Annotated in this window: 31 protein-coding genes; 17 read left to right on the forward strand and 14 right to left on the reverse strand. The window is 63.7% G+C overall.

The window, feature by feature from the left end; genetic code table 11:
• Positions 1 to 4,667: beta strand repeat-containing protein (locus ACFWYE_RS27270; protein WP_379115247.1), on the reverse strand; the 4,667-nt coding region annotated here is incomplete at its 3' end.
• Between the two features lie 239 nt (positions 4,668 to 4,906).
• Here ACFWYE_RS27270 and ACFWYE_RS27275 point away from each other — a divergent pair.
• Complete coding sequence (locus tag ACFWYE_RS27275) at positions 4,907 to 5,293, forward strand: nuclear transport factor 2 family protein (RefSeq protein ID WP_379115248.1); 387 nt, start codon at positions 4,907 to 4,909, stop codon at positions 5,291 to 5,293.
• 107 nt (positions 5,294 to 5,400) lie between these two features.
• Here the strand turns inward: ACFWYE_RS27275 and ACFWYE_RS27280 are convergent, their stop codons facing one another.
• The 3 genes from ACFWYE_RS27280 to ACFWYE_RS27290 all read right to left on the reverse strand — a co-directional run bounded on the left by ACFWYE_RS27280 (position 5,401) and on the right by ACFWYE_RS27290 (position 7,411).
• Positions 5,401 to 5,616: a hypothetical protein gene (locus ACFWYE_RS27280; RefSeq protein WP_379115249.1), complete on the reverse strand. Its 216-nt coding sequence runs from the start codon at positions 5,614 to 5,616 to the stop codon at positions 5,401 to 5,403.
• 179 nt (positions 5,617 to 5,795) lie between these two features.
• Positions 5,796 to 6,026, reverse strand: a complete 231-nt coding sequence (locus tag ACFWYE_RS27285; protein ID WP_379063465.1) for a hypothetical protein — start codon at positions 6,024 to 6,026, stop codon at positions 5,796 to 5,798.
• 461 nt (positions 6,027 to 6,487) lie between these two features.
• Positions 6,488 to 7,411 carry a LysR substrate-binding domain-containing protein gene (locus ACFWYE_RS27290; RefSeq protein ID WP_379115250.1) on the reverse strand — a complete coding sequence of 308 codons (924 nt, stop codon included), beginning with the start codon at positions 7,409 to 7,411 and terminating at the stop codon, positions 6,488 to 6,490.
• Between the two features lie 127 nt (positions 7,412 to 7,538).
• On the opposite strand from ACFWYE_RS27290, the gene ACFWYE_RS27295 reads away from it, so the two are divergent.
• Both ACFWYE_RS27295 and ACFWYE_RS27300 read left to right on the forward strand, forming a co-directional pair.
• Complete coding sequence (locus ACFWYE_RS27295) at positions 7,539 to 8,315, forward strand: SDR family oxidoreductase (RefSeq protein ID WP_379115251.1); 777 nt, start codon at positions 7,539 to 7,541, stop codon at positions 8,313 to 8,315.
• Positions 8,308 to 8,709, forward strand: a complete 402-nt coding sequence (locus ACFWYE_RS27300) for a heme-binding protein (RefSeq protein WP_379115252.1) — start codon at positions 8,308 to 8,310, stop codon at positions 8,707 to 8,709. The genes ACFWYE_RS27295 and ACFWYE_RS27300 overlap by 8 nt, the downstream gene beginning before the upstream one ends.
• An 87-nt stretch (positions 8,710 to 8,796) precedes the next feature.
• On the opposite strand, the gene ACFWYE_RS27305 is transcribed toward ACFWYE_RS27300, so the two are convergent.
• From ACFWYE_RS27305 to ACFWYE_RS27315, 3 genes are all read right to left on the reverse strand, one after another.
• Positions 8,797 to 9,183, reverse strand: coding sequence for a protamine-2 (modular protein) (locus ACFWYE_RS27305; RefSeq protein ID WP_379063467.1), 387 nt, complete (start codon positions 9,181 to 9,183; stop codon positions 8,797 to 8,799).
• Between the two features lie 324 nt (positions 9,184 to 9,507).
• Entirely contained in the window at positions 9,508 to 9,708 is a 201-nt protein-coding gene (locus ACFWYE_RS27310) for a CsbD family protein (RefSeq protein WP_379115253.1), read from the reverse strand.
• Positions 9,709 to 10,050: 342 nt separating this feature from the next.
• On the reverse strand, positions 10,051 to 10,353 hold the full coding sequence (locus tag ACFWYE_RS27315) for a DUF2934 domain-containing protein (RefSeq protein WP_379115254.1): 303 nt from the start codon (positions 10,351 to 10,353) through the stop codon (positions 10,051 to 10,053).
• Between the two features lie 265 nt (positions 10,354 to 10,618).
• Here ACFWYE_RS27315 and ACFWYE_RS27320 point away from each other — a divergent pair, with 265 nt between their 5' ends.
• The 4 genes from ACFWYE_RS27320 to ACFWYE_RS27335 are packed head-to-tail and all read left to right on the forward strand — an operon-like array spanning position 10,619 to position 12,184.
• Positions 10,619 to 10,984: an ADP-ribosylation/crystallin J1 gene (locus ACFWYE_RS27320; protein WP_379115255.1), complete on the forward strand. Its 366-nt coding sequence runs from the start codon at positions 10,619 to 10,621 to the stop codon at positions 10,982 to 10,984.
• The gene (locus ACFWYE_RS27325) at positions 10,981 to 11,223 is read left to right on the forward strand and encodes a CPCC family cysteine-rich protein (RefSeq protein WP_379115257.1); all 243 of its coding nucleotides are present in this window, start codon (positions 10,981 to 10,983) and stop codon (positions 11,221 to 11,223) included. Before ACFWYE_RS27320 ends, ACFWYE_RS27325 begins: the two co-directional genes overlap by 4 nt.
• A gap of 48 nt (positions 11,224 to 11,271) precedes the next feature.
• A complete protein-coding gene (locus ACFWYE_RS27330) occupies positions 11,272 to 11,766 on the forward strand; it encodes a DUF523 domain-containing protein (RefSeq protein WP_379115258.1) in 495 nt (164 codons plus the stop codon).
• A gap of 10 nt (positions 11,767 to 11,776) precedes the next feature.
• A complete protein-coding gene (locus tag ACFWYE_RS27335; RefSeq protein WP_379115259.1) occupies positions 11,777 to 12,184 on the forward strand; it encodes a DUF4304 domain-containing protein in 408 nt (135 codons plus the stop codon).
• Between the two features lie 28 nt (positions 12,185 to 12,212).
• On the opposite strand, the gene ACFWYE_RS27340 is transcribed toward ACFWYE_RS27335, so the two are convergent.
• From ACFWYE_RS27340 to ACFWYE_RS27355, 4 genes are all read right to left on the reverse strand, one after another.
• Positions 12,213 to 12,650, reverse strand: a complete 438-nt coding sequence (locus ACFWYE_RS27340; protein ID WP_379115260.1) for a DUF6678 family protein — start codon at positions 12,648 to 12,650, stop codon at positions 12,213 to 12,215.
• A 132-nt stretch (positions 12,651 to 12,782) separates the two neighbouring features.
• Positions 12,783 to 13,142, reverse strand: coding sequence for a hypothetical protein (locus ACFWYE_RS27345; protein ID WP_379115261.1), 360 nt, complete (start codon positions 13,140 to 13,142; stop codon positions 12,783 to 12,785).
• 102 nt (positions 13,143 to 13,244) lie between these two features.
• Positions 13,245 to 13,646, reverse strand: a complete 402-nt coding sequence (locus tag ACFWYE_RS27350) for a hypothetical protein (RefSeq protein ID WP_379115262.1) — start codon at positions 13,644 to 13,646, stop codon at positions 13,245 to 13,247.
• 536 nt (positions 13,647 to 14,182) lie between these two features.
• Positions 14,183 to 14,995 (reverse strand): hypothetical protein, encoded by an 813-nt coding sequence (locus ACFWYE_RS27355; RefSeq protein WP_379115263.1) that lies wholly within the window; start codon positions 14,993 to 14,995, stop codon positions 14,183 to 14,185.
• 176 nt (positions 14,996 to 15,171) lie between these two features.
• Here ACFWYE_RS27355 and ACFWYE_RS27360 point away from each other — a divergent pair, with 176 nt between their 5' ends.
• Positions 15,172 to 15,435, forward strand: a complete 264-nt coding sequence (locus tag ACFWYE_RS27360) for a hypothetical protein (RefSeq protein ID WP_101939323.1) — start codon at positions 15,172 to 15,174, stop codon at positions 15,433 to 15,435.
• Here ACFWYE_RS27360 and ACFWYE_RS27365 read toward each other — a convergent pair.
• Complete coding sequence (locus ACFWYE_RS27365; RefSeq protein ID WP_379115264.1) at positions 15,320 to 15,640, reverse strand: helix-turn-helix domain-containing protein; 321 nt, start codon at positions 15,638 to 15,640, stop codon at positions 15,320 to 15,322. The two genes, ACFWYE_RS27360 and ACFWYE_RS27365, sit on opposite strands and share 116 nt — an antisense overlap.
• 270 nt (positions 15,641 to 15,910) lie before the next feature.
• Here ACFWYE_RS27365 and ACFWYE_RS27370 point away from each other — a divergent pair, with 270 nt between their 5' ends.
• Genes ACFWYE_RS27370 through ACFWYE_RS27410 form a run of 9 tightly spaced genes read left to right on the forward strand, consistent with a single transcriptional unit; the run spans position 15,911 to position 21,219 of the window.
• On the forward strand, positions 15,911 to 16,057 hold the full coding sequence (locus tag ACFWYE_RS27370) for a hypothetical protein (protein WP_379063487.1): 147 nt from the start codon (positions 15,911 to 15,913) through the stop codon (positions 16,055 to 16,057).
• A gap of 14 nt (positions 16,058 to 16,071) precedes the next feature.
• Positions 16,072 to 16,425, forward strand: coding sequence for a LexA family protein (locus tag ACFWYE_RS27375; protein ID WP_379115265.1), 354 nt, complete (start codon positions 16,072 to 16,074; stop codon positions 16,423 to 16,425).
• Positions 16,422 to 16,688 carry a hypothetical protein gene (locus tag ACFWYE_RS27380; protein ID WP_379115266.1) on the forward strand — a complete coding sequence of 89 codons (267 nt, stop codon included), beginning with the start codon at positions 16,422 to 16,424 and terminating at the stop codon, positions 16,686 to 16,688. Before ACFWYE_RS27375 ends, ACFWYE_RS27380 begins: the two co-directional genes overlap by 4 nt.
• Positions 16,685 to 17,176 carry a DUF1376 domain-containing protein gene (locus ACFWYE_RS27385; protein ID WP_379115267.1) on the forward strand — a complete coding sequence of 164 codons (492 nt, stop codon included), beginning with the start codon at positions 16,685 to 16,687 and terminating at the stop codon, positions 17,174 to 17,176. The genes ACFWYE_RS27380 and ACFWYE_RS27385 overlap by 4 nt, the downstream gene beginning before the upstream one ends.
• Before the next feature lie 3 nt (positions 17,177 to 17,179).
• On the forward strand, positions 17,180 to 17,590 hold the full coding sequence (locus tag ACFWYE_RS27390; protein WP_379115268.1) for a helix-turn-helix domain-containing protein: 411 nt from the start codon (positions 17,180 to 17,182) through the stop codon (positions 17,588 to 17,590).
• On the forward strand, positions 17,587 to 18,255 hold the full coding sequence (locus ACFWYE_RS27395; protein WP_379115269.1) for a transcription termination/antitermination protein NusG: 669 nt from the start codon (positions 17,587 to 17,589) through the stop codon (positions 18,253 to 18,255). The genes ACFWYE_RS27390 and ACFWYE_RS27395 overlap by 4 nt, the downstream gene beginning before the upstream one ends.
• 43 nt (positions 18,256 to 18,298) lie before the next feature.
• Positions 18,299 to 19,555, forward strand: coding sequence for a DNA (cytosine-5-)-methyltransferase (gene dcm, locus ACFWYE_RS27400; RefSeq protein ID WP_379115270.1), 1,257 nt, complete (start codon positions 18,299 to 18,301; stop codon positions 19,553 to 19,555).
• A complete protein-coding gene (locus ACFWYE_RS27405) occupies positions 19,548 to 20,063 on the forward strand; it encodes a very short patch repair endonuclease (protein ID WP_379115271.1) in 516 nt (171 codons plus the stop codon). Before dcm ends, ACFWYE_RS27405 begins: the two co-directional genes overlap by 8 nt.
• On the forward strand, positions 20,011 to 21,219 hold the full coding sequence (locus ACFWYE_RS27410) for a type II restriction endonuclease (protein WP_379115272.1): 1,209 nt from the start codon (positions 20,011 to 20,013) through the stop codon (positions 21,217 to 21,219). Before ACFWYE_RS27405 ends, ACFWYE_RS27410 begins: the two co-directional genes overlap by 53 nt.
• A 17-nt stretch (positions 21,220 to 21,236) precedes the next feature.
• Here ACFWYE_RS27410 and ACFWYE_RS27415 read toward each other — a convergent pair whose 3' ends face one another.
• Both ACFWYE_RS27415 and ACFWYE_RS27420 read right to left on the reverse strand, forming a co-directional pair.
• Entirely contained in the window at positions 21,237 to 21,716 is a 480-nt protein-coding gene (locus ACFWYE_RS27415) for a hypothetical protein (protein ID WP_379115273.1), read from the reverse strand.
• Between the two features lie 21 nt (positions 21,717 to 21,737).
• A complete protein-coding gene (locus ACFWYE_RS27420) occupies positions 21,738 to 22,661 on the reverse strand; it encodes a LysR family transcriptional regulator (protein WP_379115274.1) in 924 nt (307 codons plus the stop codon).
• Positions 22,662 to 22,777 lie beyond the last annotated feature (116 nt).

Genomic DNA, 22,777 nt, shown 5'->3' on the forward strand with positions numbered 1-22,777 from the left:
AGGTCGACGGCATTGGTGCTCTGGGCAAGCGTCGCTTCGAGGAAGGCCGAGCGGGCCAGCACGGCCGGATCGAAGCCGCCGGTGACACCGCCGGCCGCCGTCAGGATGGTGTAGGTCTGGCCGTCCTGGTAGCTGGTCTGCGCGTCGAGTGCCGTCACTGCCACGGTGCCGCCCCCGATCGTCGCCTTGCCGCCAGCCGCGATGCGGTCGCTCACGCCATTGCCGGCGATCTCGACCTCATAGGTCGAACCGGCGGCCATCGAGAAATCACCGGCGATGTTCAGCGTGCCGATCGAATTGCCGGGCGCGACGATGCCGTCGCCGGTGACGGCCAGGCTGCCTATGGTGCCCCTGCCTTGCAGGCGGCCGCCATCCAGCGCCGTCACCGCGCCGCCAAGCTTGCCGTCAACCGACAGGATGCCGTTCTGGACAAAGGTCTGGCCGGTGAAGGCCGAACTGTCACCGCCGAGCTTCAGCGTGCCCGATCCGATCTGACGGATCGTGCCGCTGCCCGAGACCGCGCTGTCGAACGTCATCACATCGCTGCGGTCGAAGGCCAGCGTGGCGTTGTTGACGACGTCGCCGATGATCGAGCCGGTGGTGCCACCATCGCCGAGCTGCAAGGTGCCGGCGCTGATCGTCGTGCCGCCGGCGTAGCCGTTTGCGCCGGTCAGCATCAGCGTGCCGGTGCCGATCTTCTCCAGCGAGATCGTCGAGAAACCGGAGGGGCCGATGATGCCGGAAAACCGGCCTTCGCCGACCCGCAGGGATGCGTCTGGCACCAGATAATTCACCACGAAGCCGGAGCCGTTCAGGCTGCCGATCGTCTGGGTGATCGGCTTAGGCCCGGCGCCGCCATTGCTGTAGAAATCCAACCGGCCGTTGACGGTCAGCGCCGCATTGGCGGCGAGCTGCTCGTCCTGCAGCAGCGTCAGCACACCCTGTTCCCGGACAAGGACGGGGCCGGCAAGCACGGCCTGCCCTTTCCTGCCGAGTTGCAGATAGCCGGAGTTGATCGTGACCGGTCCTGTGAACTGGCCAGTCCCTGAGCCGGTCAGGAAGACGGCATGGCTGCCGCTGTCGAAGCCGAGCGGGCCGGAACCCTCGACATCGCCGGTCAGGAAGGTGTCGCGGATGCTGCTGCGGATGACTGCGCCATGCGGTCCGACCGACAGCTTGTTCGCCAGGGTGAAGTCAGCGGCGCGGGCAAAGTCGAGAACGCCGCCGTCGACGATGACCTCGCCCGTGCCGAGCGGTCTGGCATCAGTGCCGGCAACGCGGAGAACGCCGTCGAGGATCGACGTCGGCCCGGAATAGCTGTTTGCTCCGGTCAGCACCAGCGTGCCGTTGCCGGTCTTGGCGAGGCTGGTGGCGGCCGGCCCGTCGACAAGCCTGCTGCCGACGAAGGCAGTGGCGCCGCCATCGACAAAGATGGTGCCGGCCGACCCGGCAGCCGGATCGAAGGTCAGGCTGCCGCCCTCGACACGATAACCGTCGGTGAGGAACTGCAGCGTGTCGAAGTTCTGCGTGCCGGCGACGGTGACGGTGCCGGCAGCGCCGGTGAACACGCCGACGGACCGCAGCCAGGGCTGGTTCGTCGCCCCGTCGACGCCTGTCCAGTTTGAACCGATGACATCCCAGGTGCCGGAGCCGCCGTCGACATTGCCGTTTTGCGCGGTGTTACCGCCGTCCCAGAACTGCACGGTCTGCCCGGCGCCGCGCGCGATCAGATAGACCTGTCCCGGGACATCGAGGCCGACGATGTGGTTGGCGACGGTGAAACCGGCATTGGTCGACGCCACCGTCACGCCATCGAATGTGTTGCCGAGGGCCAGCGCTCCGTATTCGAACAGCTTGTAATACCCGGCCGAAGCGAGCTGTGCCTCCAGCCTGCCGCCGAGCACGAGTGTGCCGCCGACCTTGACCAGGTCGTTCGTCGCCCCGCCGGTCATGCCCGGGGTGCCGAGTTCGAACCGTGTCGTCGCGCCGGCCTCCAGAATCAGGCTGCCGGCGATCGTCAGGGTTCCAGGGCTGGCGCCCGGCGCCAGCACGCCATTGTTCTTCACCGCGACATCACCGGCGATGGTGCCGCTGCCCTGCAATGTCCCGCCGGTCACATTGACGGTCGCGGCTTTGCCGGCGGTGTCGCCGAACACGCCTTCGACGCGCAGCACGCCCTGTGCAACGGTTGCCGTGCCGGTGAACTGGTTTGCCGTAACGTTCGATCCGTACAGTGTCAGCGTTCCGGTGCCGGACTTGGTCAGGCCGCCGCTTCCCGTGATCAGGCCGCCATAGCTGGTGCTGCCGGACTGACCGACGCTCAGCCGGCCGCTGCCGAGCGCAACGGTGCCGCCGGCTCCCGACAGCGATGCCACGGCCAGGTTGTTGCCGTCGAGATCGAGCCTGCCGCCATTGACCTGAAAGTCCATAGGATTCAGGAACACCAGCGGCGCGCCAAGCTTCAGGGTGCCGCCGTTCAGCGAGGTGCCGCCGCCGAAACTGCTGAGCCCGGTGAGCGTCTGGCTGCCGCCGGAGATCAGCAGGCTGCCACCGAACCCTTCCATGCTGCCGGCAAACGAGCCGCCGGCATTGGTCAGCTCCAGCCGTTGGCTGCCGAGCCGAACGGTGCCAGCGCCGGCAAGGCGGGTTATGGTGGCACCGGCGTTCGCGGCCGAGATATCGAAGGTGCCGGAGGGACCGAGATTGACGCTGCTGGAGCTGGCGATGCTGCCGTTGCCGGAGAGCGCCAGCGTGCCGTTGATGACCGAGGTTTCGCCGGTATGGCTGCTGCTGCCCGAAAGCGTCAGCGTGCCGGTGCCGAGCTTGGTCAGCGCGCCCGAACCGGTCAGCGTTCCCTGATACTGGGTGCTGGCGTTCTGATCGACGGTGAGAAGGGCGGTTCCCAGATCCACCCTGCCGCCATTGCCGGAAAGCGACGAGATGGAAAGGTCGAGGCCGCCGAGATCGAGCATGCCGCCATTGACGCTGTAGGCCAGGCCGGTGCCGAAAGCACCCGCATTGCCGGCCCGCAGCGTGCCGTCGCTGACCGTCCATCCCTGCGTTGCGCCGCCGTTCAACGTCCAGGTGCCACTGCCCTGCTTCTCCAGGCGCTCGAAACCCTGGATGGGGCTGGCAAGGTCGAACGTAGCGGATTCCGAACCCGTAAGGACAAACTTGTTGCCGGTGCCTTGCGCCACCAGACCGCCATTGAAGACCGCCCCCTTGGTGACGGCGAGCGTGTTGTTGTTGCCGATCAGCTCGACGGCATTGGCACGGGTGGTGCCGTCGCCATAAAGACCTCCCGAGATCGTGCCGGAATTGCTCAGTTCCGCACCATCCGCCAGGATGCGCACGCCAACGCCGCCGACGCCATGCGATGGGCTCTCTGTGCCATCATCGATTTCATAAAGTCCGCCTTTGCCGCCGCTGATGACGCCGGAATTGGTGATCGTGGCAACGCCCGGATTTTTCTCGAACACGATGCCGTCGCCTCCGTGGGCCGCGACCTTGGCGGGGAGGCCGCCATAACTCAGCATGCCGCCGTCACCGCCGGTGATCGTGCCTTCATTGCTGATGCCGGTCGTCCGGTTCCAGCCGGAATCACCATAGAGGCGGATGCCGGCGCCACCCTCGCCGCTTGCAAACAGGCCGCTGCCGCCCGCCCCGCCGACGATCGTGGCCTGGTTGCGATGGTAGCCGCCATTGGCCAGCACACCGGCGCCGCCGGCGCCACCGGTGCCGGGGTCCATTGCGAACTGCAACGCGCCACCCCCGGCCCCGCCGCTGATCGAGCCCGCGCGATTGTTGAGGTCGCCGCCGTCGACGAGAAACAGGCCGGCGCCACCGCCACCGCCATGGGAGCCCATGCCGCCGTCGCCGCCCGCGAGGGTGGCACCGTCATTGGTGAAGGTTTCCGAGAAATACTGCAGGACGAGACCGACGCCGCCGCCACCGCCGCCGAAGGTGAATTCTCCGCCCTTGCCGCCAAGGATGTCAAAGCCCTGGGAAAGCGAAAAGGACGAGGTGTGGGGGAGATAGACCCCGGCTCCGCCGCCGCCGGCTCCGCCGCCCCAACCCCAGTTGATGCTGTTGGGCCCGCCGCTCGCTCCCGCTTCGCCCCGGGTGCGGAGAGCCCATGGATATTGCTGCCAGCCGGATGGCCAGTAATTGCCCTTTCCGCCGGCGCCGCCTGTGCCGCCAACACCCGGTCCGTGTTGGGAATTGAGCGGGGCCGAGCCGCCGCCACCGCCGCCGTCCCATACGTTGCCGCTGCCGGCGGCGCCTTTTCCAGGGGTACCGTTGTTGGCGACACCGCTGTCCTGACCGGATTGCCCACCGTCGCCGCCCGCTCCGCCCATATGCCCTGGAGCTGCGGACGAGCTGGCGCCCCCACCACCACCGCCGCCGCCGATGCCGCCGGCTCCACCCGGAACGATCGCGCCGGCACGGTCTCCGCCGCCGCCGCCAGCCCCGCCGCCAACGGTGATGGGTCCACCGGCCTGCGCGGCAGAAAGCGCGCCGATCAGGAGCGCCAGGGCCGATGTGCTGGCCAGCGCCGTCCTGCGCAGGCCGGCATGCCGGCAGCTCGTCGCCGCAGTGCCCGCGGGATATGTCGCCCCTTGCATGCGCGTGTCGCTGCCGCCGGAAGGACGGGCTGGTCGGATCATGATTTCCCCTCGCCGGCCGCCTGCCGGAAACCAAAGCGCAGTTCGACCACAAGGAAGGCGGCCGAAAAATACGGCAGATGCCGTATATCGACACCCGGCCGGCCGCTATTTTGCCGCGGCGCCGATGGCGGAAGGTTTTGAGGGCCGCCCGCCACCCTGGCCCAAAAGCGTGGCGGCCGAGGTCGTTGAATGCCTGCCAGCCAGGGCGATAATCCGGCGCGACACCGATGGAGATGCCCATGACCCCGCCCATGGACTGGAACGCCTTTGCCGAGCGCTGGTGCGCTGACTGGAATGCGCACGATCTCGAGCGGATCCTGTCGCATTTCGCCGAAGACGTCGTCTTCACCTCGCCGATCGCCGCAGGCCTGTTGCCGCACAGCGGCGGCAGGCTGGTCGGCAAGGCGGCGTTGCGCGCCTATTGGCAGCTGGGGCTGAGCCGCATCCCCGACCTGCATTTCACCATCGAACGCATTTTCGGCGGCATCGACACGCTGGTGATCCAGTACCGCAACCAGAAAGGCGCCAGCGTCAGCGAAGTGCTGCGCTTCGAGGACGGCAAGGTGGTGCGTGGCGACGGCACCTATGCGGTCGGCGCCGACAACCCGGCCGGGCTCAGCGGCTAGATCCCGAATTCAGCCAACGCCTCGGATCACTTGCCGGAGCAGGGAGCGGAATGGATCGCGTTCCGTTCCCTGCTCGCCCGGCCTGAGCCGGGCGGGCAGAACACGAGCTAGCTTCCCCAGCCGCTGCCCACCGTCTTGCAGCCGAATGGCGTGCAGACCTTGAACGAGCCACCTCCACCGCGGCCTGACCCCGGCTTGTTGTGGACGAGCATCGCCTCGGCCGGCCTGGCGTCCTTGACTATCACCGCCTTTGCCGGAACGCCGGCGGAAGCCGCGCCGGTCAGCATGAAGACGGCGGCAGCGGCCACGATCATCATTTTCATCTCATCCCTCCTGTTTGATGCATTGCGGCCCGGACCATGCCGCGGCGGAGGAAACGGCGACATACGGCAGATGCCGTAGATCGGCGGAAAGGCGGGAAAGATGGTTAGCGGCGGCTGAACGCGCACTGTCGCAAGCAAGCAGTGGCGGATGGCCGGCAACGATCGTTGCCGCGGTTGCCTTATCGCTGCGCCGGGGCGCTACCCTGCGGCGCCTTCTTCCGCTCCAGGACGGCGAGCTTCGCCTTCAGCGCCTCGACTTCCCCCGCCAGCCTGGCGGCCTCGGCCTTGTCGGTGGCGGCCTGGATCTCGGCTTGCCTGGCGGCGATCTGTCGCTTGAGCGCGGCTTCGGCCAGCTGGCCGAAGCCGGGGAAGATCGGACGCGGCGGCGCGAACGAGATCGACGAAACCATGAGCGGCCCCTGTTGCGGATCGCCCGATGGAAGGCGACGAAAATCGAGACATGGTCGAGGAATCGTCGAGATGTGGCGCAGGAGATGCGGCCTTCCACCACCGGCAAGACCAACACGCTGACGAAGAAGAAAAACTGGAGATGAAGAGAAAACCGGGCCGATACGGTCAACGGCCCCTGCAGCCAGCGCCCGGCGCATGGCAGGAAACAAGGGGAGGGCGAGGCCCGATCTGGGAGCATGCCGAAGCAAAATCGGGCCTCAGCCCACTGACTTACCCCTCGTCAGCAGATTGAAGTTTGCCAGCAAACGGTGAGTCGGACAATTGCCGGCCGGTCCGGCAACAGTGGACTTTAGGCGAAGCCCGGATGGCGCCGGCAGGGGCTTGCGGCACCCAGTCCAGCCGGCTCTTCGCGATCGCCAATGACCATCCGCTTGTCCGGCCGCATCATTACCCCACGAACCTAGCCTGCCGACGCGCCGGACCTGCGCTCGTTCTGGATCGTGTCGATCAGCGCGCGCAGGCTGCTCGAAACATGGCGGCGGCCGGGGTAATAGAGGCACACGCCCGGGAAGACCGGGCACCAGTCGACGAGAAAGCGCTCGAGGCTGCCTGCCGCAAGCGCGTCCCGAACCAGGAAATCGGGCACGAAGGCGATGCCGATGCCATCGATGGCCGCATCCACCATCAACGCCTGATCGGTGAGCGTGAGCGGGCCGCTGACGGTGATGGTTTCTGCAATGCCGTGGCGCTCAAACTCCCAGCGGTAGAGCGCGCCGCTTTCGAAGCGGAAGCGGATGCAATCGTGCTGATGGAGATCCTGCGGGACGGCAGGACGGCCGCGACGCCGGACGTAATCGGGGGAAGCGACAGCGGCGAACTGCACCGTTTCGGTGAGACGCACCGCGATCATGTCCTGTGGCACGGCTTCGGCAAGGCGAATGCCGGCGTCGAAACCGGCGGCGACGATATCGCTCAGCCTGCCATCGGTGACGATGTCGAGATGGATCTGCGAGTACTGACCGAGGAACCGCGCTAGAAGCGGGCGCAGGATCATCCGTATCGCCGCATCGCTGGCATTGATACGCACCGTGCCGCTCGGCACTTCGCGGAAATCGTTGGCCTCCTGCAGCGCCTCCGCGATCGAGGTCACGGCGGGGCGCAGCCTGGCTGCAAGGCGTTGTCCCGCCTCGGTCAGCGAAACACTGCGCGTGGTGCGGTTGAACAGGCGTACGCCCAGGCGCTGCTCGAGGCTGCGGACGGAATGGCTGACGGCGGAACCGGTGACATTCAGTTCGATCGACGCCGCGCGGAAACTGCGATGGTTGGCCACCGCGAGAAACACGTTGAGCGCGAAAAGATCGGTCGATTGATGAGCATTGTTCATCACACCACCAAGGATTGGCGAGATTGTTGCGACAGTCAAGGTTGCCTAGTTTTCAGCAGGTCCCCTCTGGGCGACGTCGCGGTCGCGCAGAGGGGATGGCCTATCGGACTGAAAAACGAGGACAACCATGTCAAAGACAATCCTGATCACCGGAGCCAGCTCCGGTTTTGGCCGCGGCGCGGCGATCGAGCTCGCCCGGCGCGGGCACAAGGTCGTCGCCACCGCCGAGACCTGGCCGCAAGTTCGCAGCCTGCGCGCCGATGCAACCGATGCCGGCGTCTCGCTGGAGGTGATCAAACTCAACCTGCTCGACGATATCGATATCGCGCACGCCGCGACTTATGACCCCGACATCCTCGTGCTCAACGCCGGTGTCATGGAAAGCGGATCGGTGCTCGACATCCCGCTGCAACGCATACGCGAATCCTTCGAAATCAATGTCTTCGGTCACATCAGGCTAGCACAGGGCATCGTGCCGAAGATGGTCGCCCGCAAGGCGGGGAAGGTGGTCTGGACCTCGTCGATGGGCGGCATCCTGGTCATCCCGTTCCTCGGCGCGTACTGCGCCACCAAGCACGCCATCGAGGCCATCGCCGGGTCCATGCGGGCGGAACTCGCGCCTTACGGCGTCAAGGTCGCTACGGTAAACCCCGGCGTCTTCGCCACCGGCTTTAACGACACCGGCGCCGAGAGCCACACGCAATGGTACGACCCCAAAAGCGCTGTCGTTCCGATGCCGGACTTCGGCGCCGCACTCGCCGATCAATTCGACCCGCAGGAGATGATCGACGCGATGGTCGAGATCATCCCGGCCGAGGAACACCTTTACCGCACGATGCGTCCGCTCGGCACCATCGCCACCGCCAGGCAGTGGCAGGAAACGGAGTGGACCCAGAATGCCTGAGTTGACGCTCGACCACGCACGGCGCCTGGTGGCGCAGGGTGAAACCGCTGCCAGGGGGATCGGACTGAAAGCGGTGTTCGCGGTGCTCGACACGGGCGCCAACCTGGTGACCTTCTCCCGCATGGACGGCGCCTGGCTGGCGTCGAATGAACTGGCCATCGCCAAGGCGCGCACTGCCGTGATGTTCCAGGCACCGACCGAAACGCTGAACGCGCCGCTGCAGATCGGCGAACCGGCCCTGCATTTTGACCATATCCACCATGGCGGGCTGCTGTTGATCGGTGGCGGCGTGCCGCTGCACGACAGCGATGGAACGCTGATCGGCGCCGTCGGCGTATCGGGCGGCGCCCCGGAGCAGGATGCGGCGATCGCGCGCGCGGCTGCTGCGGCATAGGGGTCGGCCCGGCATGATTGCCCGGATCAGCCCGCTGATGCGATCAGTGGGCTGATCCGTCAGATCATTTGTGCTGGAGCGCGACTTTTACCAGCCGCCGCGCCAGACGCGCTCACGCCAGCAGCGCACGCGCCATTCGCCACGACGATAGACGCGGCGGCAGACACGGCGCCAGCGCGGGCCGCGGCCGTAACGTGGCCCGTCACGCCAGTGGTGGCGGCGCCAGCCGGGGCGACCGTCCCAGCCGGGGCGGCCATCCCAGCCGCGGCGATGCCAGCCGCGATGGTCGACCTGCTCGACCTGCGCCTCGGCGTCGCCGTCGAGAACCGCGGGCTGCGCCCTGTCCAGTTCGTCCAGGATGCCGGGCCCGGGGGCTGCGACACCCGCGAGGGCCTGGGCGGGCCGCATGGCGGAAACCGCTACTGCTGCTCCGGCGAGACCGAGAGCCGACATCAGAAACTGCCGTCGTTCCATTGTATCCTCCAAGAAAAAGCGTCCCTGAGTCACTGAACAGCCGGAACGCTGAATGGTTCCTGAACGATGATGCCGGCTTTTTATGGGTCCCGGCACCAGGCGCCGCAAAAACCGTGTCGCCCGCTGGGCGATGGACGTTCGCCCTCCCAAAGAGGCGGATGAGCGCCGATGCGCCGACCGTTGAGCCGTCGACGGGATGCAAGAAGGGACCCCGGCCGAAGCCGGGATCCCTGCCTCCTCCACCTATGCTTTCATGGCCGGCGGCGCCACGTCCTTGCGAAGTCTTGCGGATGGGCGAGGCCTTGCGGATGGCCGCCGCGCGGTTCAGGGCAGACGGCTGAACCAGCTGTCGACGTCGTTCCTGGCGCGATCCTTGGCGATGCCGTAGCGCTCCTGGATCTTGCCTTCGAGCTGGTCGCGGCGGCCGGCGATCTGGTCGAGATCGTCGTCGGTGAGTTTGCCCCACTGCTCCTTGACCTTGCCCTTGGCCTGCTTCCAGTTTCCTTCGATGCGGTTCCAGTCCATGGTTTCTTCTCCATTGGGCGGGGATCGCCCGTTTGCGGTTTGCGGCCTCACCGGCCGCATTCTTGGGTATTGGCCTTCACGGCCATCGCGCGGCCGGCCGGCCGCGCTGCCCCGATCATCCAACCCTTGTTCCGGCCCCGAGGGTCAGTGCCAGAACAAAAGGATCAGGATGATGATCGGGATGGGAATGCCGAGCAGCCACAACAGAATGCCACGACCCATTGGCAGGTCCTCCTTGCAGGGATGGCCTCAACATGGACCGCGCGAGCACGGTCCGGCGAAGATGGATGGTTCCAGCGCAAAAAGAGGGCTGGAGCGTTGCCGCGTTTGCGTGGAAACGCTCTAGATGCGGCTGGAGCGCAACCGCTGCGCCGGCGCGGCGCGCGCCTTCGGCTGGCCCGGCAGCCTGATCGCCGGCGCGGCAAGCCCGGCCAGCCTGACCGGCGTGGCCGCCCTGCCCCGCTTGCGTTTCAGCCCGATATCCTTCCGCAGGGTATCGTCATGGGCCGCATCCTCGCGGTCGATTTCGCGCAGGGCCAGCAGCCAATGATGCTCCTGCTGGTCGCCGGGGCATCCTTCCCGCAGCCATATCTCGGCTGCCCGGGCCCGGATGCGTGCGTAACGCTCATTGCGTGCGTGACCCAAAACAGCCTCCTGGTTGAAATTCGTCATGGAAGGGCAACCGCTCAAAAGAGAGATGGTTCCGAAAAAGTTCGGCAGTCGGCAGAGAGCATGCGCGACAAACCGGGGTGCAACACTTTCGCAGCCCGGCTGCCCGCCATCTGCGCCAACAGGGGGCGAGCGACTGCGCCGTGCTTTGCCATTGCAGCCTGCCGGCGGGAAAGGCTACCAGTGCAGTCGGCTTCCCGAAGGCACGCTGCCGGGATCGGGACAGGCGCGGGAGACTTGCATGACTGAAGAGCTCGTCACGCTCTGGCGACCGGTGGGACCGGAAGAGCTGGAACTGATCCGCCAGGCCGGCATGAAGGCCTTCCCGCCCCGGCTGCCCGACCAGCCGATCTTCTATCCCGTGACCACGCAGGACTATGCGGTGAAGATCGCGCGCGACTGGAACGTGCCGCGCAGCGGCGTCGGCTATGTCACGCGGTTCGCGGTGCGCCGCGATGTGCTCGACCGCTATCCGGTGCAGGAGGCGGGCGGGCGCGCGCACAGCGAATACTGGGTGCCCGCCGAGGAACTCGATGCCTTCAATGCCGCGATCGTCGGCGACATCGAGGTCATCCAGCAGTTCGGCGGCGACACCGGCGCGGCATGACCGGCGCCCGCTGCCCCTGCTGCGGCTTCCGCACGCTCGGTGAAAATGGGGCGTTCGAGATCTGTCCCGTCTGCCTCTGGGAGGATGACGGCCAGGGCGACAGCGATTGCGACACCGTTCGCGGCGGCCCGAATGGCGACCTCTCCCTGCAACAGGCGAGGTTGAACTTCGCGGCGTTCGGCGCCTGTTCGACGCGGGCCGTGCGGCATGTGCGGCCGCCGCTGGATGCCGAACGGTAGCGTGGAATGTCGTACGCGGAGGAAAATGGCCAAGGGCCGGTTTCAGACATGATGGAGAAGATCCTCGTCAGCGCCTGCCTGCTCGGCCGACCGGTCCGCTACAATGGTTCGGCCAAGCCTCTCGAACATCCCGCGCTGGAGCGATGGCGGCAGGAGGGGCGGGTCGTCGCGATCTGTCCTGAACTGACCGCCGGCTTCAGCGTGCCGCGCCCGCCTGCCGAGATTGCCGGGGGCAAGGACGGCCAGGCCGTTCTTGCCGGAAGCGCAAGGGTGTTCGAGCAGACGGGCGGCGATGTCACCGGCCTCTTCGTCGCCGGCGCGCAGGCAGCGCTGGCGCTGGCGCGCCAGCACGATTGCCGGTTTGCCCTGCTGATCGATGGCAGCCCTTCCTGCGGCAGCGGCTTCATCCATGACGGCAGCTTCAGCGGACAGAAACATGCCGGCGCCGGCGTGACCGCCGCCCTGCTGCGCGAGCACGGCATCGAGGTGTTTTCCGACGGGGACATCGAGGCGCTGGACCACCGGCTGACACGGAAGACCTGAGTTTCGTATCATGGCCTGGCGGGCCGGTTGCGTGCCATCAAAAGACGGGTGCGGGATGTGGGATGAAAGGGAGATTGGCGAGAACCTGGTTGCGGCGGGATTCCGCAAGACCCGCCCGCGCAACTGGGTGCGGCGCACGGACGATGTCGTCCAGCTCGTCAACCTGCAGCGCTCGCAATGGTCGAAAGAGGACAATTATCTGAATTTCGCGCTTTGGCCGCTGGTTATGGGCGAGCCGCCGTCGCTTTCGGAAAGCAGATTTCCGTTCCGGCTGCGCGTGGAGGGCAACCTCGCCGCCCTCCTGCCGCGGCTGGAGCGCGACTTCGGCTCGCTGCAGCGGCTGCGGCAGTCGATCGAGGCCTATCGCACCGCCTGGGTGACGCTGGAACTGCGGGCCATCCTGGACGGCAACGGCTGAAGGCTGCCCCGGAGCGCGCGCGGCCGGGTCATTTCAGGTGCCCGATGACGCGAAAGCCCAGTTCGGTCTCCTCGATCGGGTAAAGCTTGCCGGTGGCTTCGATCGCCGCCCGGATGGCGTCTATGTCCTGGGCGACAAGCCTATCCGGTAGATTGTTCGACCTTTTGAACTTCACGATCCGCCTGAATTCGATCCACTCGATCTCGACGAGCGGGTAAATGTTCAAAGGCCACAGATCGATGAATGCGTGAGGCGGATAGACGCCGGGAAACACCGGCGGATATTCACGGGCCTCTTCACCGACGAACTTCACCGCAACGCCCTTGACCTCATCCTCGATTGTATCCAGCGCCTCGAAAAGCGCGCGCCACTTCGAATTGGACATCAGCGAGGCGGTATAGTTCCGGGCCACCTCTTTCTTCGCCTCCAGGCGATAGGCTTCCATGTCGACCGCAGCTTTTGCCATTGGTTCTCTCCGGGGCCTCAAGAGTAGAGCAAAAGCAATTTCCCGTCCAACGCTGCAAGGCGAACGACCTGCAGCATGGCCGCAGCCAGTGAAAACGCAGGCGCCCCCCGCAGCGCAACAGCAGCGCGCCACTCACATCCGGATGTCGCCATCGCACTGGTAGGTGAGGCTGACCTGCTCGCGGGCAATGCTCACATCCACCACGCTCTCGAACATGCGCGTGCCGATGCTCATGACGAGGACGATCAGAGAGCCGAACCTTGCCTCGCAGATGACGCCGTTGTCGCCCGGCACGCAGCCAAGCGTTTTCGGCGCCGACGGCTTGCCGTTGAATGTGCCGGTCACGGCGATCCTGTTGCCGATCACCTCGATCTGGCGCACGGCGCTAACCCGCATGTTGCCCCAGCGCCCCTCGATCGAACGGCATTCGACTGCGCTCGCCACCGTGGGGATGAACAGCAACAGCCCGGCAATGCGCAGGATTTTCCGCATCGCGATTTTCATGGCAACGAACCGTAATCCCGCCGTTTCAGCCACAGCGATCTAAGCCGCTTTCGCCAGGGCCGACAAGCGGCCGCGCGAGCGGCGGGCTCCTCACGCCGCCCGTATCGCCGCGATCCGGCTGTCGATGGCCGCCTTGCGGGTCGGCACGTCCATATGGGCATCGGCATAGTCGAGCAGGTCGCGCTCGGCTTCGAGACTGTCGATCATGTGCTGGCGCTCTCCGGGCGAGGTCGCGGCAAGCGCGCCCTGCGCCGTCTCGTTCCTGGCCCTGGCGATGGCGCAGGCTTCATGATGGAAACGGGCATGGTCGGCGCAGGCGTCGAGCGCGCGCTGGAACGACCAGTGGCGATCGCGGCAGCCGATCCAGGCGATGAAGGACGAACCGTCCTTGGTGACGGTGCGCTCGTGCACGCCGTCGATGGTGACCAGCCAGCGGTTCTCACCCGTCTTGCGGAACACCAGACCGTCGGTGGCATCGATGTGGCTGGACATATCCATCCCCTGTTGAGCATGGATACAATTATCACATTGCGTGAAGTTATCAATCTCAAAATTCACACTTTGTGAATATCATCAACCGGGATTGCGTCCGACCGAAGACGGTGCGCGCCCGCAAAAAGAAAGCCCGCGCGAGGCGGGCACCGTCAGGATGTGACGCTCGGCTCGCCTTTGCCACCACCCGCGGAACGCCGGGGATCTGCAACAGCGCCCGGGCGGCGCTTCAGCCCGCCTGGCGCGGCGCGGCAATGGCGCGCGCTCCTGCTGATCCCGCCCGAACATCAGCCCTCAAGACCAGGACCAGCGCCCGCCCGCCGGAGACGCATGAAAGCCGGGCCCGCCGTCGCGGCAGCCCGGCCGTCACCCTGAAGCCGGCTGCGACGCTTCAACGGCGGCGAACCTGCCGCGACAGAACGCCTGGCGCGGAGCGCGCCCGGAGCATTTCCGGCGACAGCAGAATCGCCCGCAACGCTCTCGTTGCTTGACGCAATTCCGGACGCAAAACCGCTGTGCACTTTGCTGGAATTGCTTTAGCTGGATCCAGTCAGAACGAACGCACGCACGGTTTCGGCTCTCATCCGTTGCCCGGACACACCCGGCGCATCCGCCAGCACCTTGAGGAACTTCTGGTTCACTTCGCAGGCACGAGGATCCTGCGCGCCGGCAGCCAGGCTCTTCAGTTCCGCCGCGGTGCCGCCGCTGGCGACAAACTGCGCTGCAATGGCTTGCCAGTCATCCGCCGTCACGGCACTGATTTCCACCGCCGACTTTTCGCCCGCCCCCATGGCCCGCATGACGGCGGCGGCAAAGCGATCGGCAGGCGCGGCATAGGTTGCGCTCTTCGCCTGCATGGCAGGGGTCATGGTGCCCGTCACGATCCAGCTGCCACAATCCTGCGCCGTTTCGTTGGCCTTGACCAGCTCGAGCATATCCAGCTTGGCCTGGAGCACAGCCAGCACCAGCGCAGGGTCTGCCTTGCGCAGCGCATCCGCATGGCGCCGGCGGATATCAGCCAGGTTCTTGCCGATGAAAGCAGTCGTCTCCTGGGCGCTGCGGCCCTCCTTGGCCAGAGCGAGGTATCCGGCCATGAATTTATCGTACTCGGCGGGCAGCGCCTCCTGCAGCGCCGTGAAGATGGTCAGCCCCGATTTTTCGGCTTCGGCGGCCACGCCCTCCACAGTGGGAGCCGGCGGCTTCGAGAAGCGCGAGACGATGCCCGACACCGAAAACGCGGCGACGACGAGCAGAAAAGCAACAACGATCTTCCAAGGTTTCATCGAATCCCTCACCGGAGCACCGCGTGTCCGCCACGCAAAGGATGCCCGCCCCTTGATCTGGCGCATGAACTCTTCCCGGAATCGACGCCGATTTCGAGCCCATGCGCTTGGCCCGGACGCGACATGATCAGCTTTTCCAGCCTTCCACAAGATGAGTATAAGTTCTTGTTTCGTTCTTGACAAGCAGCACAGGAATTGGTTCCTAATACCGGCTCCAATCAGGAGTGCAGCGGGTGGGTGGAATGGATGCAAAGCTGGACGCCGACGGCCATCTGAAACGGGTGGCCTGCCAACTCTACACGCAGCTGCCGGAAGACAAGCGCGAGGCGCTGCTGGTGCTGCGTTATGTGCGCCAGATCATCTTCTGCCTGGGCGAGGACTGGGAAGCGGTCACTCGCTCCGCGCCGATCCTGCCTTTTGCGGGCGATCGGAAAGGTCGGGCAGAATCTCCAACATCTTTGCGGGTAATCCAGACCGGTCGCCAAGATACAGCCAATCCAGAGTGACCCCGGTCTTCGACTGGATGGCGATGGCCACGTCGAGATCCGGGCGCCTGAGCCCTTTCAGATAATTGTTGAGCGCCGGCTGGCTGATGCCGATCAGCTGGGCAAAGGACGTCTGGTTGCGATTGAGCGCCGCAAGCAGCGCCGCCAGCCGCATCGCTATGTCTTGATTGGAACGTCCGCCATCAGCCATGGCCTGTTTTGCCATATTCACGCCGTGAAAAGAATTAACGCATATGGGCTTGCAATTAGTTCACATAGCGTGATATTCAGGATCATGAACAGCGCCTCCCGGCGACGGTGATCCCACCCAAAGCCGGGCGCCCCAACGCAGCTTTCCGTCATGCGCCGCACCACCGGCGCTTCCCCATCCGCGGCCCTGTCGCGGACGGCCGACGCCTGGGCAGGTCTCCCCTCCCGCCGCCCGGGCGTCGGCTGCCTCTGAGCGAACGGCCCCGAACAAAGAGGAGTTCCGCCGATGAAATACGATTTCGACGACGACCTGCGCGGCCCCGAGCCCTCAGAGAAATTGCATCTGCTGGTCATGGCCGGGCTCGGCGCCGCCGTGGCGCTGCTGACCGGCTTCATCTTCTTCTGCTTCGCCTGGAGCGTGCTGACGTTATGACCGGGGCGCTTTGCATGAAGGCCCGCGCCCTGATCGCGGCCGAGCCGCGGCTGGCCCGCGAAGTGGTGCGGCAGCTGGCGCGCGAGCGCGAGAACAAAGGGGCGGAGTGCCTCCGCGGTTCCGTGAAAAACGGAAACCCTCCGGGCAGAACCGGCGGTATGACCGCGCGCCAGCGCGACCTGCTTATGTTCGTCAAGACTTACATAAACCAATATGGCTTCGCGCCCTCCTTCGAGGAGATGAAAAGCGCGCTGGGGCTGGCCAGCAAGGCCGGCATCCACCGCATGATCGCCGGACTGGAAGAGCGCGGCTTCCTCACCCATGCGCCCCGCCGCGCCCGCTCGATCCGCCTGGTGGCTGCGCCATGACGGAACGCGCAAGCGAAGGTCTCGGCACGCCTCAAGACAGACGCATCCCCACCCGCGACATCGCCGATGCGCTGGAGCGCATGGTGCATGGCAAGCAACTCACGGATTTCAGCCGCCGCAAGCGCGCCGACCAGGAGGTCCGGCAGAAGCCCGCCTTGCCGGCCGCGAAGTGCTCCTTTCATGGGCTCCAGAAGCGCCGGGAGCTCGCCGTTCTGCAACAGGCGGCTTTCGGCCACCGCCAGACGGTGGAGCGCCGGCCATGAGCAAGAAACGCTGGTTCCGGCTCTACATCGAACGCTGGCGCGACGGCACCTTCGGGCTGACGCCCAACGAGATCGCCGCCTACATCACGCTGTTGTGCGAGCTCTACGACCATGACGGCATCCTCATCCGTGCCGATCTCGCCCTTCTGGCGCGCCGCTGCGGCATGCGCCCAAGCAGTTTTCGGAAGGCTTTCGAAACGCTGACCCGGCGCGGAAAGCTTACCCTTGACGGTGATGTCATCACCTCCAAGGCGGTCTCCGAAGAAATCATAAGCCGGGAGAGACTCGACGGGAAATCGGCGGAAGGCCGCCAGAAACTCGCCGAAAAACGCAGTGTTATCAACGGAATCAGACAAAGACTGCCGACTGATACAGAGGAAAGAATCAAGACAAGAGTCTTAGATTCTCTGCCGCTTGCCGCCGGCCAATCCCCTTCCGTCCAGAACTTCATCAAGCGCCGGGAAATGGCCCGGCGCAGGAGCACTTGAGCCATGTTCATTGCCCGTTACGAAAACACCATGCGCAACGCCAGGCCGAAAGGTGTCGAGCCCGAGCCGCGCAAACCAGGACCCCAGCCCACCCGCCAGGACCCTGCCGTTGCCGCCTATCGCTCGATCGACGTGCTGGAGCCGAAAATGCCGGCGCGCGAGATCATCAGCCGTGTCGGCGCGCTGCATGGCTACACGCTTGCCGAGATCACCGGGCCGCGGCTGGAGAAGAAGCTGGTGCAGGCGAGGTTCGACGCCATCAAGGCGGTGGCCGATGCCCGGCCGGATATGTCGCTGCCGCAGATCGGCCGGATCTTCAACCGCGATCACACCTCCATCCTGCACGCGCTGAAGAAGCGCGGCGGCCGCCGCCAGGAAACCGCAGAAGCCCGGGAACAGGGAGCAGCCAAATGAGCGCGCCGCAGAATGACAATTACGGCGACAATCGCGGGGACGGCGGCTGGTACATCGTCAGCTGCCATCCCCAATCGGAACGCCAGGCCTGCGCCGAGATCGCCGCGCTTGGCCAGACGGTCTACCTGCCCGCCTTCCGCAAGGAATTCCACCACCGCCGCTACCGCAAATGGATCCGCCAGCACTATCCGCTGTGGCCGGGCTACCTGCTGGTGCTGGCATCCGAGCACTGGTCCCGCGTGCTCGACTGCCAGCATGTGACGCGCGTGCTGCGCAGCCAGACCTATGCCGGCGCCGGCGCCCCGATCGCCATCCGCGACGCCGACGTACAGGCCATCCGCCTCGCCCAGGACGCCGGCGAGTTCGACCAGATGCGCATGGACCGCGCCGCGGTGAAACCGGGCGACAGGCTGAAGCTGCACGAAGGTGCGTTCACGGGGCAGAACGGCACGGTGGAGAGCGTTGGAGATGACAGGATCGTGCTGCTGATCAATGCGATGGGGCGGGAGTTGCGGACAGTGGTGCCGGTGGAGAGGGTAGGGTGTAGATACGAAAATCGGACTGACGCACCTATCGTTGAAATTAGTTGTGATCTGAAAAACAAATCACCGCGCTCAACCGGAACAAAGTGCGAACAATTGCTTGCCAGACGGGAATCTAGGTGACAGAGTGTCAGAAAACGACCCAGAAAAGAATCGAGACGAACGCATGCGCGCAACTGTAACTACTGAATTCACTCGATTGCGCGAACAGGCCGGCCTCACCCCGGAAGAAACGGCGGATCTTATCGCTGTCACTCGACGAACAGTTTACCGATATGAGGATGGTACAAGCGAGCCGAGGAAGCTTGCACTCCGCATCTTGCAGGATGTCGCCCAAGAGCGCTTCAGAGGGCACGACGAAGAGACTGTAGACTTCCGTTTCGTCGATCTATTCGCAGGTATCGGGGGGCTGCGGCTGGGCTTTCAATCAATCGGCGGACGGTGTGTATTCACATCCGAATGGGATCGGTTTTCGCGGGAAACTTACGCGCTCAACTTCCCAGACAATCATGAACTCGGTGGCGATATTCGGGAGTTTTCACAGGACCCCGACAAGATACCCGAGCATGACGTGCTCTTAGCGGGGTTTCCATGCCAACCATTTTCAATTGCGGGAGTCTCAAAGAAGAACGCGCTCGGGCGCAGTCATGGCTTCATGGACGAGACTCAGGGAACATTGTTCTTCGACACAGCCCAAATCATAGCACATCATCGCCCTGCAGCCTTTGTCCTTGAGAACGTGAAAAACTTGGAAAGCCACGACCAAGGCCGAACCTTCCGCACGATCATGCGCGTGCTTGAGCAGGGGCTGAATTATCATGTTCAGGCAAGAGTTATCAGCTCTGAGCCTTGGGTGCCACAAAAGCGGGAACGCATTTTCATAGTCGGCTTTCGGGAACACAGCGAGTTCGACCTATCGAAGCTCGTCGTACCACCTTCCGGCTCCGGTCCAAAGCTGGAGAGTATCCTACTACCACACGATGAAGTAGACTCGAAATACACCCTAACCGAGCACCTGTGGACCTACCTCCAAAATTATAAAGAGAAACACCAGTCTGCAGGCAATGGCTTCGGGTACAGCCTATTCGGTCCGAATGATGTCGCCCGCACCCTGTCGGCGCGATATTATAAGGATGGTTCGGAAATCCTGATCGCCCAGCCGGGAAGTCGTCCACGCCGCCTTACCCCCCTAGAGTGCGCTCGATTGATGGGATTTGACCGACCGGGAAAGCCTTTTCGTATTAAGGTTTCTGATACACAAGCCTATCGACAGTTTGGCAACGCGGTGGTGGTGCCTGTAGTGGAATTTATCGCGAACTCGATGAAGCCGTACCTTATGGCCGCCATCAATAGTCAGAAGGCCAGTGCACCGAGATTTGATGCCATCTCGCATTTGGAGCAGGCTCGCGCGGAGAATGGCTGACATCGTACCACCGGATGTAAGAAGCCGGATGATGTCCGGCATCCGGGGAAAGAATACCAAACCTGAGCTAGTGATCAGGAAAGGCTTGCATGCCATAGGCTTCCGTTTCCGTCTGCACGTCAAAGCGCTGCCGGGCAAGCCTGACTTGGTTCTTCCAAAATATCGAGCAGCGTTGTTTGTGCACGGCTGCTTTTGGCATGGACATAACTGCCATCTCTTCCGACTACCGAGTACACGGCAAGATTTCTGGCTCGCCAAGGTTGATGGAAATAAGCAGCGGGACGCTCTGGCCGAATCGCACCTTGTATCGGAGGGTTGGCGTGTCGGGGCGATATGGGAGTGTGCTTTGCGTGGGAGAAACGCATTGCCGTTTGAAGATGTTATCGAGCTGTGCGCTCACTGGTTAAAAAGCGATGCGCCATTAATGGAGATACGCGGAAGAGATGAAGCGGGGAATGCTCTCGGACTACTTTACCGGCGTGGTGGTGAAGCGCCTTTCGATGGTTGAGACTGCTCCAAGGGGTAAAGGCTCAAATCAGCACGAATTCAATAGCTCCAAGGCACTCAAAGAGCTCTTGGGCAACGCTGATCGCAAGGAGATACCCGTTCGTTTCATCTGGCTTGGGGAAGAACAGGAGGGAGTCGCCGAAGATGGGATCATAAGCTGGTATGATAGTCGCAAGGCCCATCCGAAACGATCGGAATTCCGTCTCTACTATCAAGGCAATGCTGTGACAGAATTAATGAGGAAAGACGACGCTTTTTTCCTCGCGATGCGAACGGATAATACAGGCCTCGCCATTATAGCACCGGCAAGCAGTACCGTCGAGAACCAGCTTCTCTATCTATTCGGCTTGGATGAGGAGCTACAGGAGGATTTCTTCTACAAGCCTGTAGCAGGCAACGAAGACATGCGAATGGATTTCGCTGCCCGCTATATTCTTGATGAGCTTGGGGTGGAATTCGAGGAGCCAGAGTCTGTCCTGCTGGATGAGCTTGTCGCACCGTTCGGACTTAAATTTCCCAAGACTCAGCCCTTCTCCGAACTGGCTCGGAAATCCCTGCCGCAGGTTGACCCCCGCGACAACCCTGATGCGGCTCTTATGGCATGGATCGAACGGGAGGAGATGATGTTCCGCCGTTTGGAGCGAAAGATTGTTTCCGAACGATTGAAGGAAGGCTTCATTGCCAAAAATAAAGCCGATGTAGACGGCTTTATTGACTTCTCGCTAAGTGTACAAAATCGGCGCAAGTCCCGTGTCGGGCAGAGTCTAGAACACCACCTGAAAGCGTTATTTACGGCTTGCAAGGTTCGCTTCTCGCACGGTGCGGTAACGGAAGCCGGAAACAAACCCGATTTCCTTTTTCCAGGGATAGCTGAATATCACGATAGCGATTTCGATCGAGCAAAACTGACCATGCTGGGCGCAAAATCCACGCTCAAAGACCGTTGGCGCCAAGTTTTACCAGAAGCGGACAAGATCCAGACCAAGCATGTTCTCACGCTTCAGCCCAGTATCTCAACGAAACAGACGACACAAATGGAAGGCGTTGGCGTTAGATTGGTCATACCTCTAGCCATCCACGCCTCATACAAGCCAACGCAGCAGAGCTGGCTGATGAACGTGACTGAGTTCGTGAAACTGGTCGCGTCAAGGCAATAGTTCAGTTAAGCTCGCAGCTACCATCTTCCTTCGAAGGTGTAGCGTAGGTCGGAATCTGACCGAAGCGCCTCGAGAAGAACCTCGATTGCTTCGGCAACCAGCGTGTTATTACGATCAGAATCCCTGTTGCCAGACTTTCCTCCATGCACGAGATTGTTCCTGACACGGCGAACGGCTGCCATCAAATCTTGCACACTTACTGGCGGCGTAGCATTCTCCCAGGCGAGGGTCTGGCCGGCCAGAATCTGCTTGCTAGGTGGCTTGGCCAAGATGGTCGGCGCAATGTTCTCGTCACGGACTTTCTTAAGGAAGGTGGCCTTGAGAGCCTTGTTAGCAAACCCATCCCAATCCACCCCGACTTCGCCATTCTTCCCAGATTTGCCGAACCCGTTTTCCTTCAAAGCATACTCAAACCGCGTCACAACACGTAAGAGTTCGTCCCCTCGTGCCGGTAAATGATTGGCCTTCGACATATCAATCGCAGCATTGGTAGTCATGTAAGCCCCGCTCAATTGTGCTCAGTTCTGATTACCCAATCCTATTCCCTCCAGAAACCCCTGCAATCTTGGCACCACGAAATCCAGGAACACCCGCACCCGCTGCGGCATCCTTTGCCCGCCTAAAAACACCGCGTGCATCTCCTCCTCGTCGGGTTCCACGACATCGGCCAGCACTTCCACCAGGCGGCCGGCGTTAAGGTCGGCGCGGGCGTGGTAGCCGCCGAGGCGGGCGAGGCCGACGCCGGCCAGCGCCATGCGGCGCACCGTCTCGCCATTGTTGGCCAGCAGCGAGCCGTTGACGGCGCGGTCGACGATGCGGCCGCTTTCCTTCAGCGGCCACACCGGCTCGGCGCGGCGGAAGTTGAAACCCAGGCAGTTGTGGCCGGCAAGATCCCCCACCGAACGCGGCACGCCGGCGCGCTCGAGATAGGCAGGGGCGGCGACGATCTTGCGGCGTGAGCTGCCGATGCGGCGCGCCAGCATGCCGGAATCCGGCAGCGTGCCGATGCGGAAGGCGATGTCGGTGCGGTCGAGATAGAGGTCGACGATCTCGTCACTCAGGGAAAGATCAACGGCGATGTTGGGATAGGCGCGCCAGAAGTCGGGCAGGATCGGTTCCAGCCCCAGAACGCCGATGGCGACCGAGACGTTGACCCGCACCGTGCCGCCGGTGGCCACAGCGCCGCAAGTGATCTCCTGCTCGATCCGGTCGAGCTCCTGCAACAGCGCCTGGCCGCGCTGGTAATAGAGCTGGCCCTCGGCGGTCAGCGACAGCGCCCGCGTCGAGCGCTCGATCAGGCGTACGCCAAGGCGCGCCTCCACACGCGACACCAGCTTGCTGACGGTCGATGGCGTCAGCCGCAGCAGCCGGGCGGCTTCCGAAAAACTGCCCGCCTCGACCACGCGCAGGAACACCTGCATTTCACCGGTGCGGTTGTCCATGGCTTGCCTGCCTGTGATTTCGTTTCACAGATGATGGGAATGGCGACGGGATAATCAAGCCTCGGGCGGCTGATTATGTGATGGCCTGAAACAAATCGCCGGGTTTGCGGCGGCTG

The organism is Mesorhizobium sp. NPDC059025 (assembly GCF_042739655.1).
Classification (GTDB): Bacteria; Pseudomonadota; Alphaproteobacteria; order Rhizobiales; family Rhizobiaceae; genus Mesorhizobium.

What these genes read in the sequence shown, in the direction of transcription:
- ACFWYE_RS27275 (WP_379115248.1), top strand. Translation starts at nt 4,907, where the DNA reads ATGACCCCGCCCATGGACTGGAACGCCTTTGCCGAGCGCTGGTGCGCT.
- ACFWYE_RS27280 (WP_379115249.1), bottom strand. Translation starts at nt 5,616, where the DNA reads ATGAAAATGATGATCGTGGCCGCTGCCGCCGTCTTCATGCTGACCGGC.
- ACFWYE_RS27285 (WP_379063465.1), bottom strand. Translation starts at nt 6,026, where the DNA reads ATGGTTTCGTCGATCTCGTTCGCGCCGCCGCGTCCGATCTTCCCCGGC.
- ACFWYE_RS27290 (WP_379115250.1), bottom strand. Translation starts at nt 7,411, where the DNA reads ATGAACAATGCTCATCAATCGACCGATCTTTTCGCGCTCAACGTGTTT.
- ACFWYE_RS27295 (WP_379115251.1), top strand. Translation starts at nt 7,539, where the DNA reads ATGTCAAAGACAATCCTGATCACCGGAGCCAGCTCCGGTTTTGGCCGC.
- ACFWYE_RS27300 (WP_379115252.1), top strand. Translation starts at nt 8,308, where the DNA reads ATGCCTGAGTTGACGCTCGACCACGCACGGCGCCTGGTGGCGCAGGGT.
- ACFWYE_RS27305 (WP_379063467.1), bottom strand. Translation starts at nt 9,183, where the DNA reads ATGGAACGACGGCAGTTTCTGATGTCGGCTCTCGGTCTCGCCGGAGCA.
- ACFWYE_RS27310 (WP_379115253.1), bottom strand. Translation starts at nt 9,708, where the DNA reads ATGGACTGGAACCGCATCGAAGGAAACTGGAAGCAGGCCAAGGGCAAG.
- ACFWYE_RS27320 (WP_379115255.1), top strand. Translation starts at nt 10,619, where the DNA reads ATGACTGAAGAGCTCGTCACGCTCTGGCGACCGGTGGGACCGGAAGAG.
- ACFWYE_RS27325 (WP_379115257.1), top strand. Translation starts at nt 10,981, where the DNA reads ATGACCGGCGCCCGCTGCCCCTGCTGCGGCTTCCGCACGCTCGGTGAA.
- ACFWYE_RS27330 (WP_379115258.1), top strand. Translation starts at nt 11,272, where the DNA reads ATGATGGAGAAGATCCTCGTCAGCGCCTGCCTGCTCGGCCGACCGGTC.
- ACFWYE_RS27335 (WP_379115259.1), top strand. Translation starts at nt 11,777, where the DNA reads ATGGCCTGGCGGGCCGGTTGCGTGCCATCAAAAGACGGGTGCGGGATG.
- ACFWYE_RS27340 (WP_379115260.1), bottom strand. Translation starts at nt 12,650, where the DNA reads ATGGCAAAAGCTGCGGTCGACATGGAAGCCTATCGCCTGGAGGCGAAG.
- ACFWYE_RS27345 (WP_379115261.1), bottom strand. Translation starts at nt 13,142, where the DNA reads ATGCGGAAAATCCTGCGCATTGCCGGGCTGTTGCTGTTCATCCCCACG.
- ACFWYE_RS27350 (WP_379115262.1), bottom strand. Translation starts at nt 13,646, where the DNA reads ATGTCCAGCCACATCGATGCCACCGACGGTCTGGTGTTCCGCAAGACG.
- ACFWYE_RS27355 (WP_379115263.1), bottom strand. Translation starts at nt 14,995, where the DNA reads ATGCGCCAGATCAAGGGGCGGGCATCCTTTGCGTGGCGGACACGCGGT.
- ACFWYE_RS27360 (WP_101939323.1), top strand. Translation starts at nt 15,172, where the DNA reads ATGGATGCAAAGCTGGACGCCGACGGCCATCTGAAACGGGTGGCCTGC.
- ACFWYE_RS27365 (WP_379115264.1), bottom strand. Translation starts at nt 15,640, where the DNA reads ATGGCAAAACAGGCCATGGCTGATGGCGGACGTTCCAATCAAGACATA.
- ACFWYE_RS27370 (WP_379063487.1), top strand. Translation starts at nt 15,911, where the DNA reads ATGAAATACGATTTCGACGACGACCTGCGCGGCCCCGAGCCCTCAGAG.
- ACFWYE_RS27375 (WP_379115265.1), top strand. Translation starts at nt 16,072, where the DNA reads ATGAAGGCCCGCGCCCTGATCGCGGCCGAGCCGCGGCTGGCCCGCGAA.
- ACFWYE_RS27380 (WP_379115266.1), top strand. Translation starts at nt 16,422, where the DNA reads ATGACGGAACGCGCAAGCGAAGGTCTCGGCACGCCTCAAGACAGACGC.
- ACFWYE_RS27385 (WP_379115267.1), top strand. Translation starts at nt 16,685, where the DNA reads ATGAGCAAGAAACGCTGGTTCCGGCTCTACATCGAACGCTGGCGCGAC.
- ACFWYE_RS27390 (WP_379115268.1), top strand. Translation starts at nt 17,180, where the DNA reads ATGTTCATTGCCCGTTACGAAAACACCATGCGCAACGCCAGGCCGAAA.
- ACFWYE_RS27395 (WP_379115269.1), top strand. Translation starts at nt 17,587, where the DNA reads ATGAGCGCGCCGCAGAATGACAATTACGGCGACAATCGCGGGGACGGC.
- dcm (WP_379115270.1), top strand. Translation starts at nt 18,299, where the DNA reads ATGCGCGCAACTGTAACTACTGAATTCACTCGATTGCGCGAACAGGCC.
- ACFWYE_RS27405 (WP_379115271.1), top strand. Translation starts at nt 19,548, where the DNA reads ATGGCTGACATCGTACCACCGGATGTAAGAAGCCGGATGATGTCCGGC.
- ACFWYE_RS27410 (WP_379115272.1), top strand. Translation starts at nt 20,011, where the DNA reads ATGCTCTCGGACTACTTTACCGGCGTGGTGGTGAAGCGCCTTTCGATG.
- ACFWYE_RS27415 (WP_379115273.1), bottom strand. Translation starts at nt 21,716, where the DNA reads ATGACTACCAATGCTGCGATTGATATGTCGAAGGCCAATCATTTACCG.
- ACFWYE_RS27420 (WP_379115274.1), bottom strand. Translation starts at nt 22,661, where the DNA reads ATGGACAACCGCACCGGTGAAATGCAGGTGTTCCTGCGCGTGGTCGAG.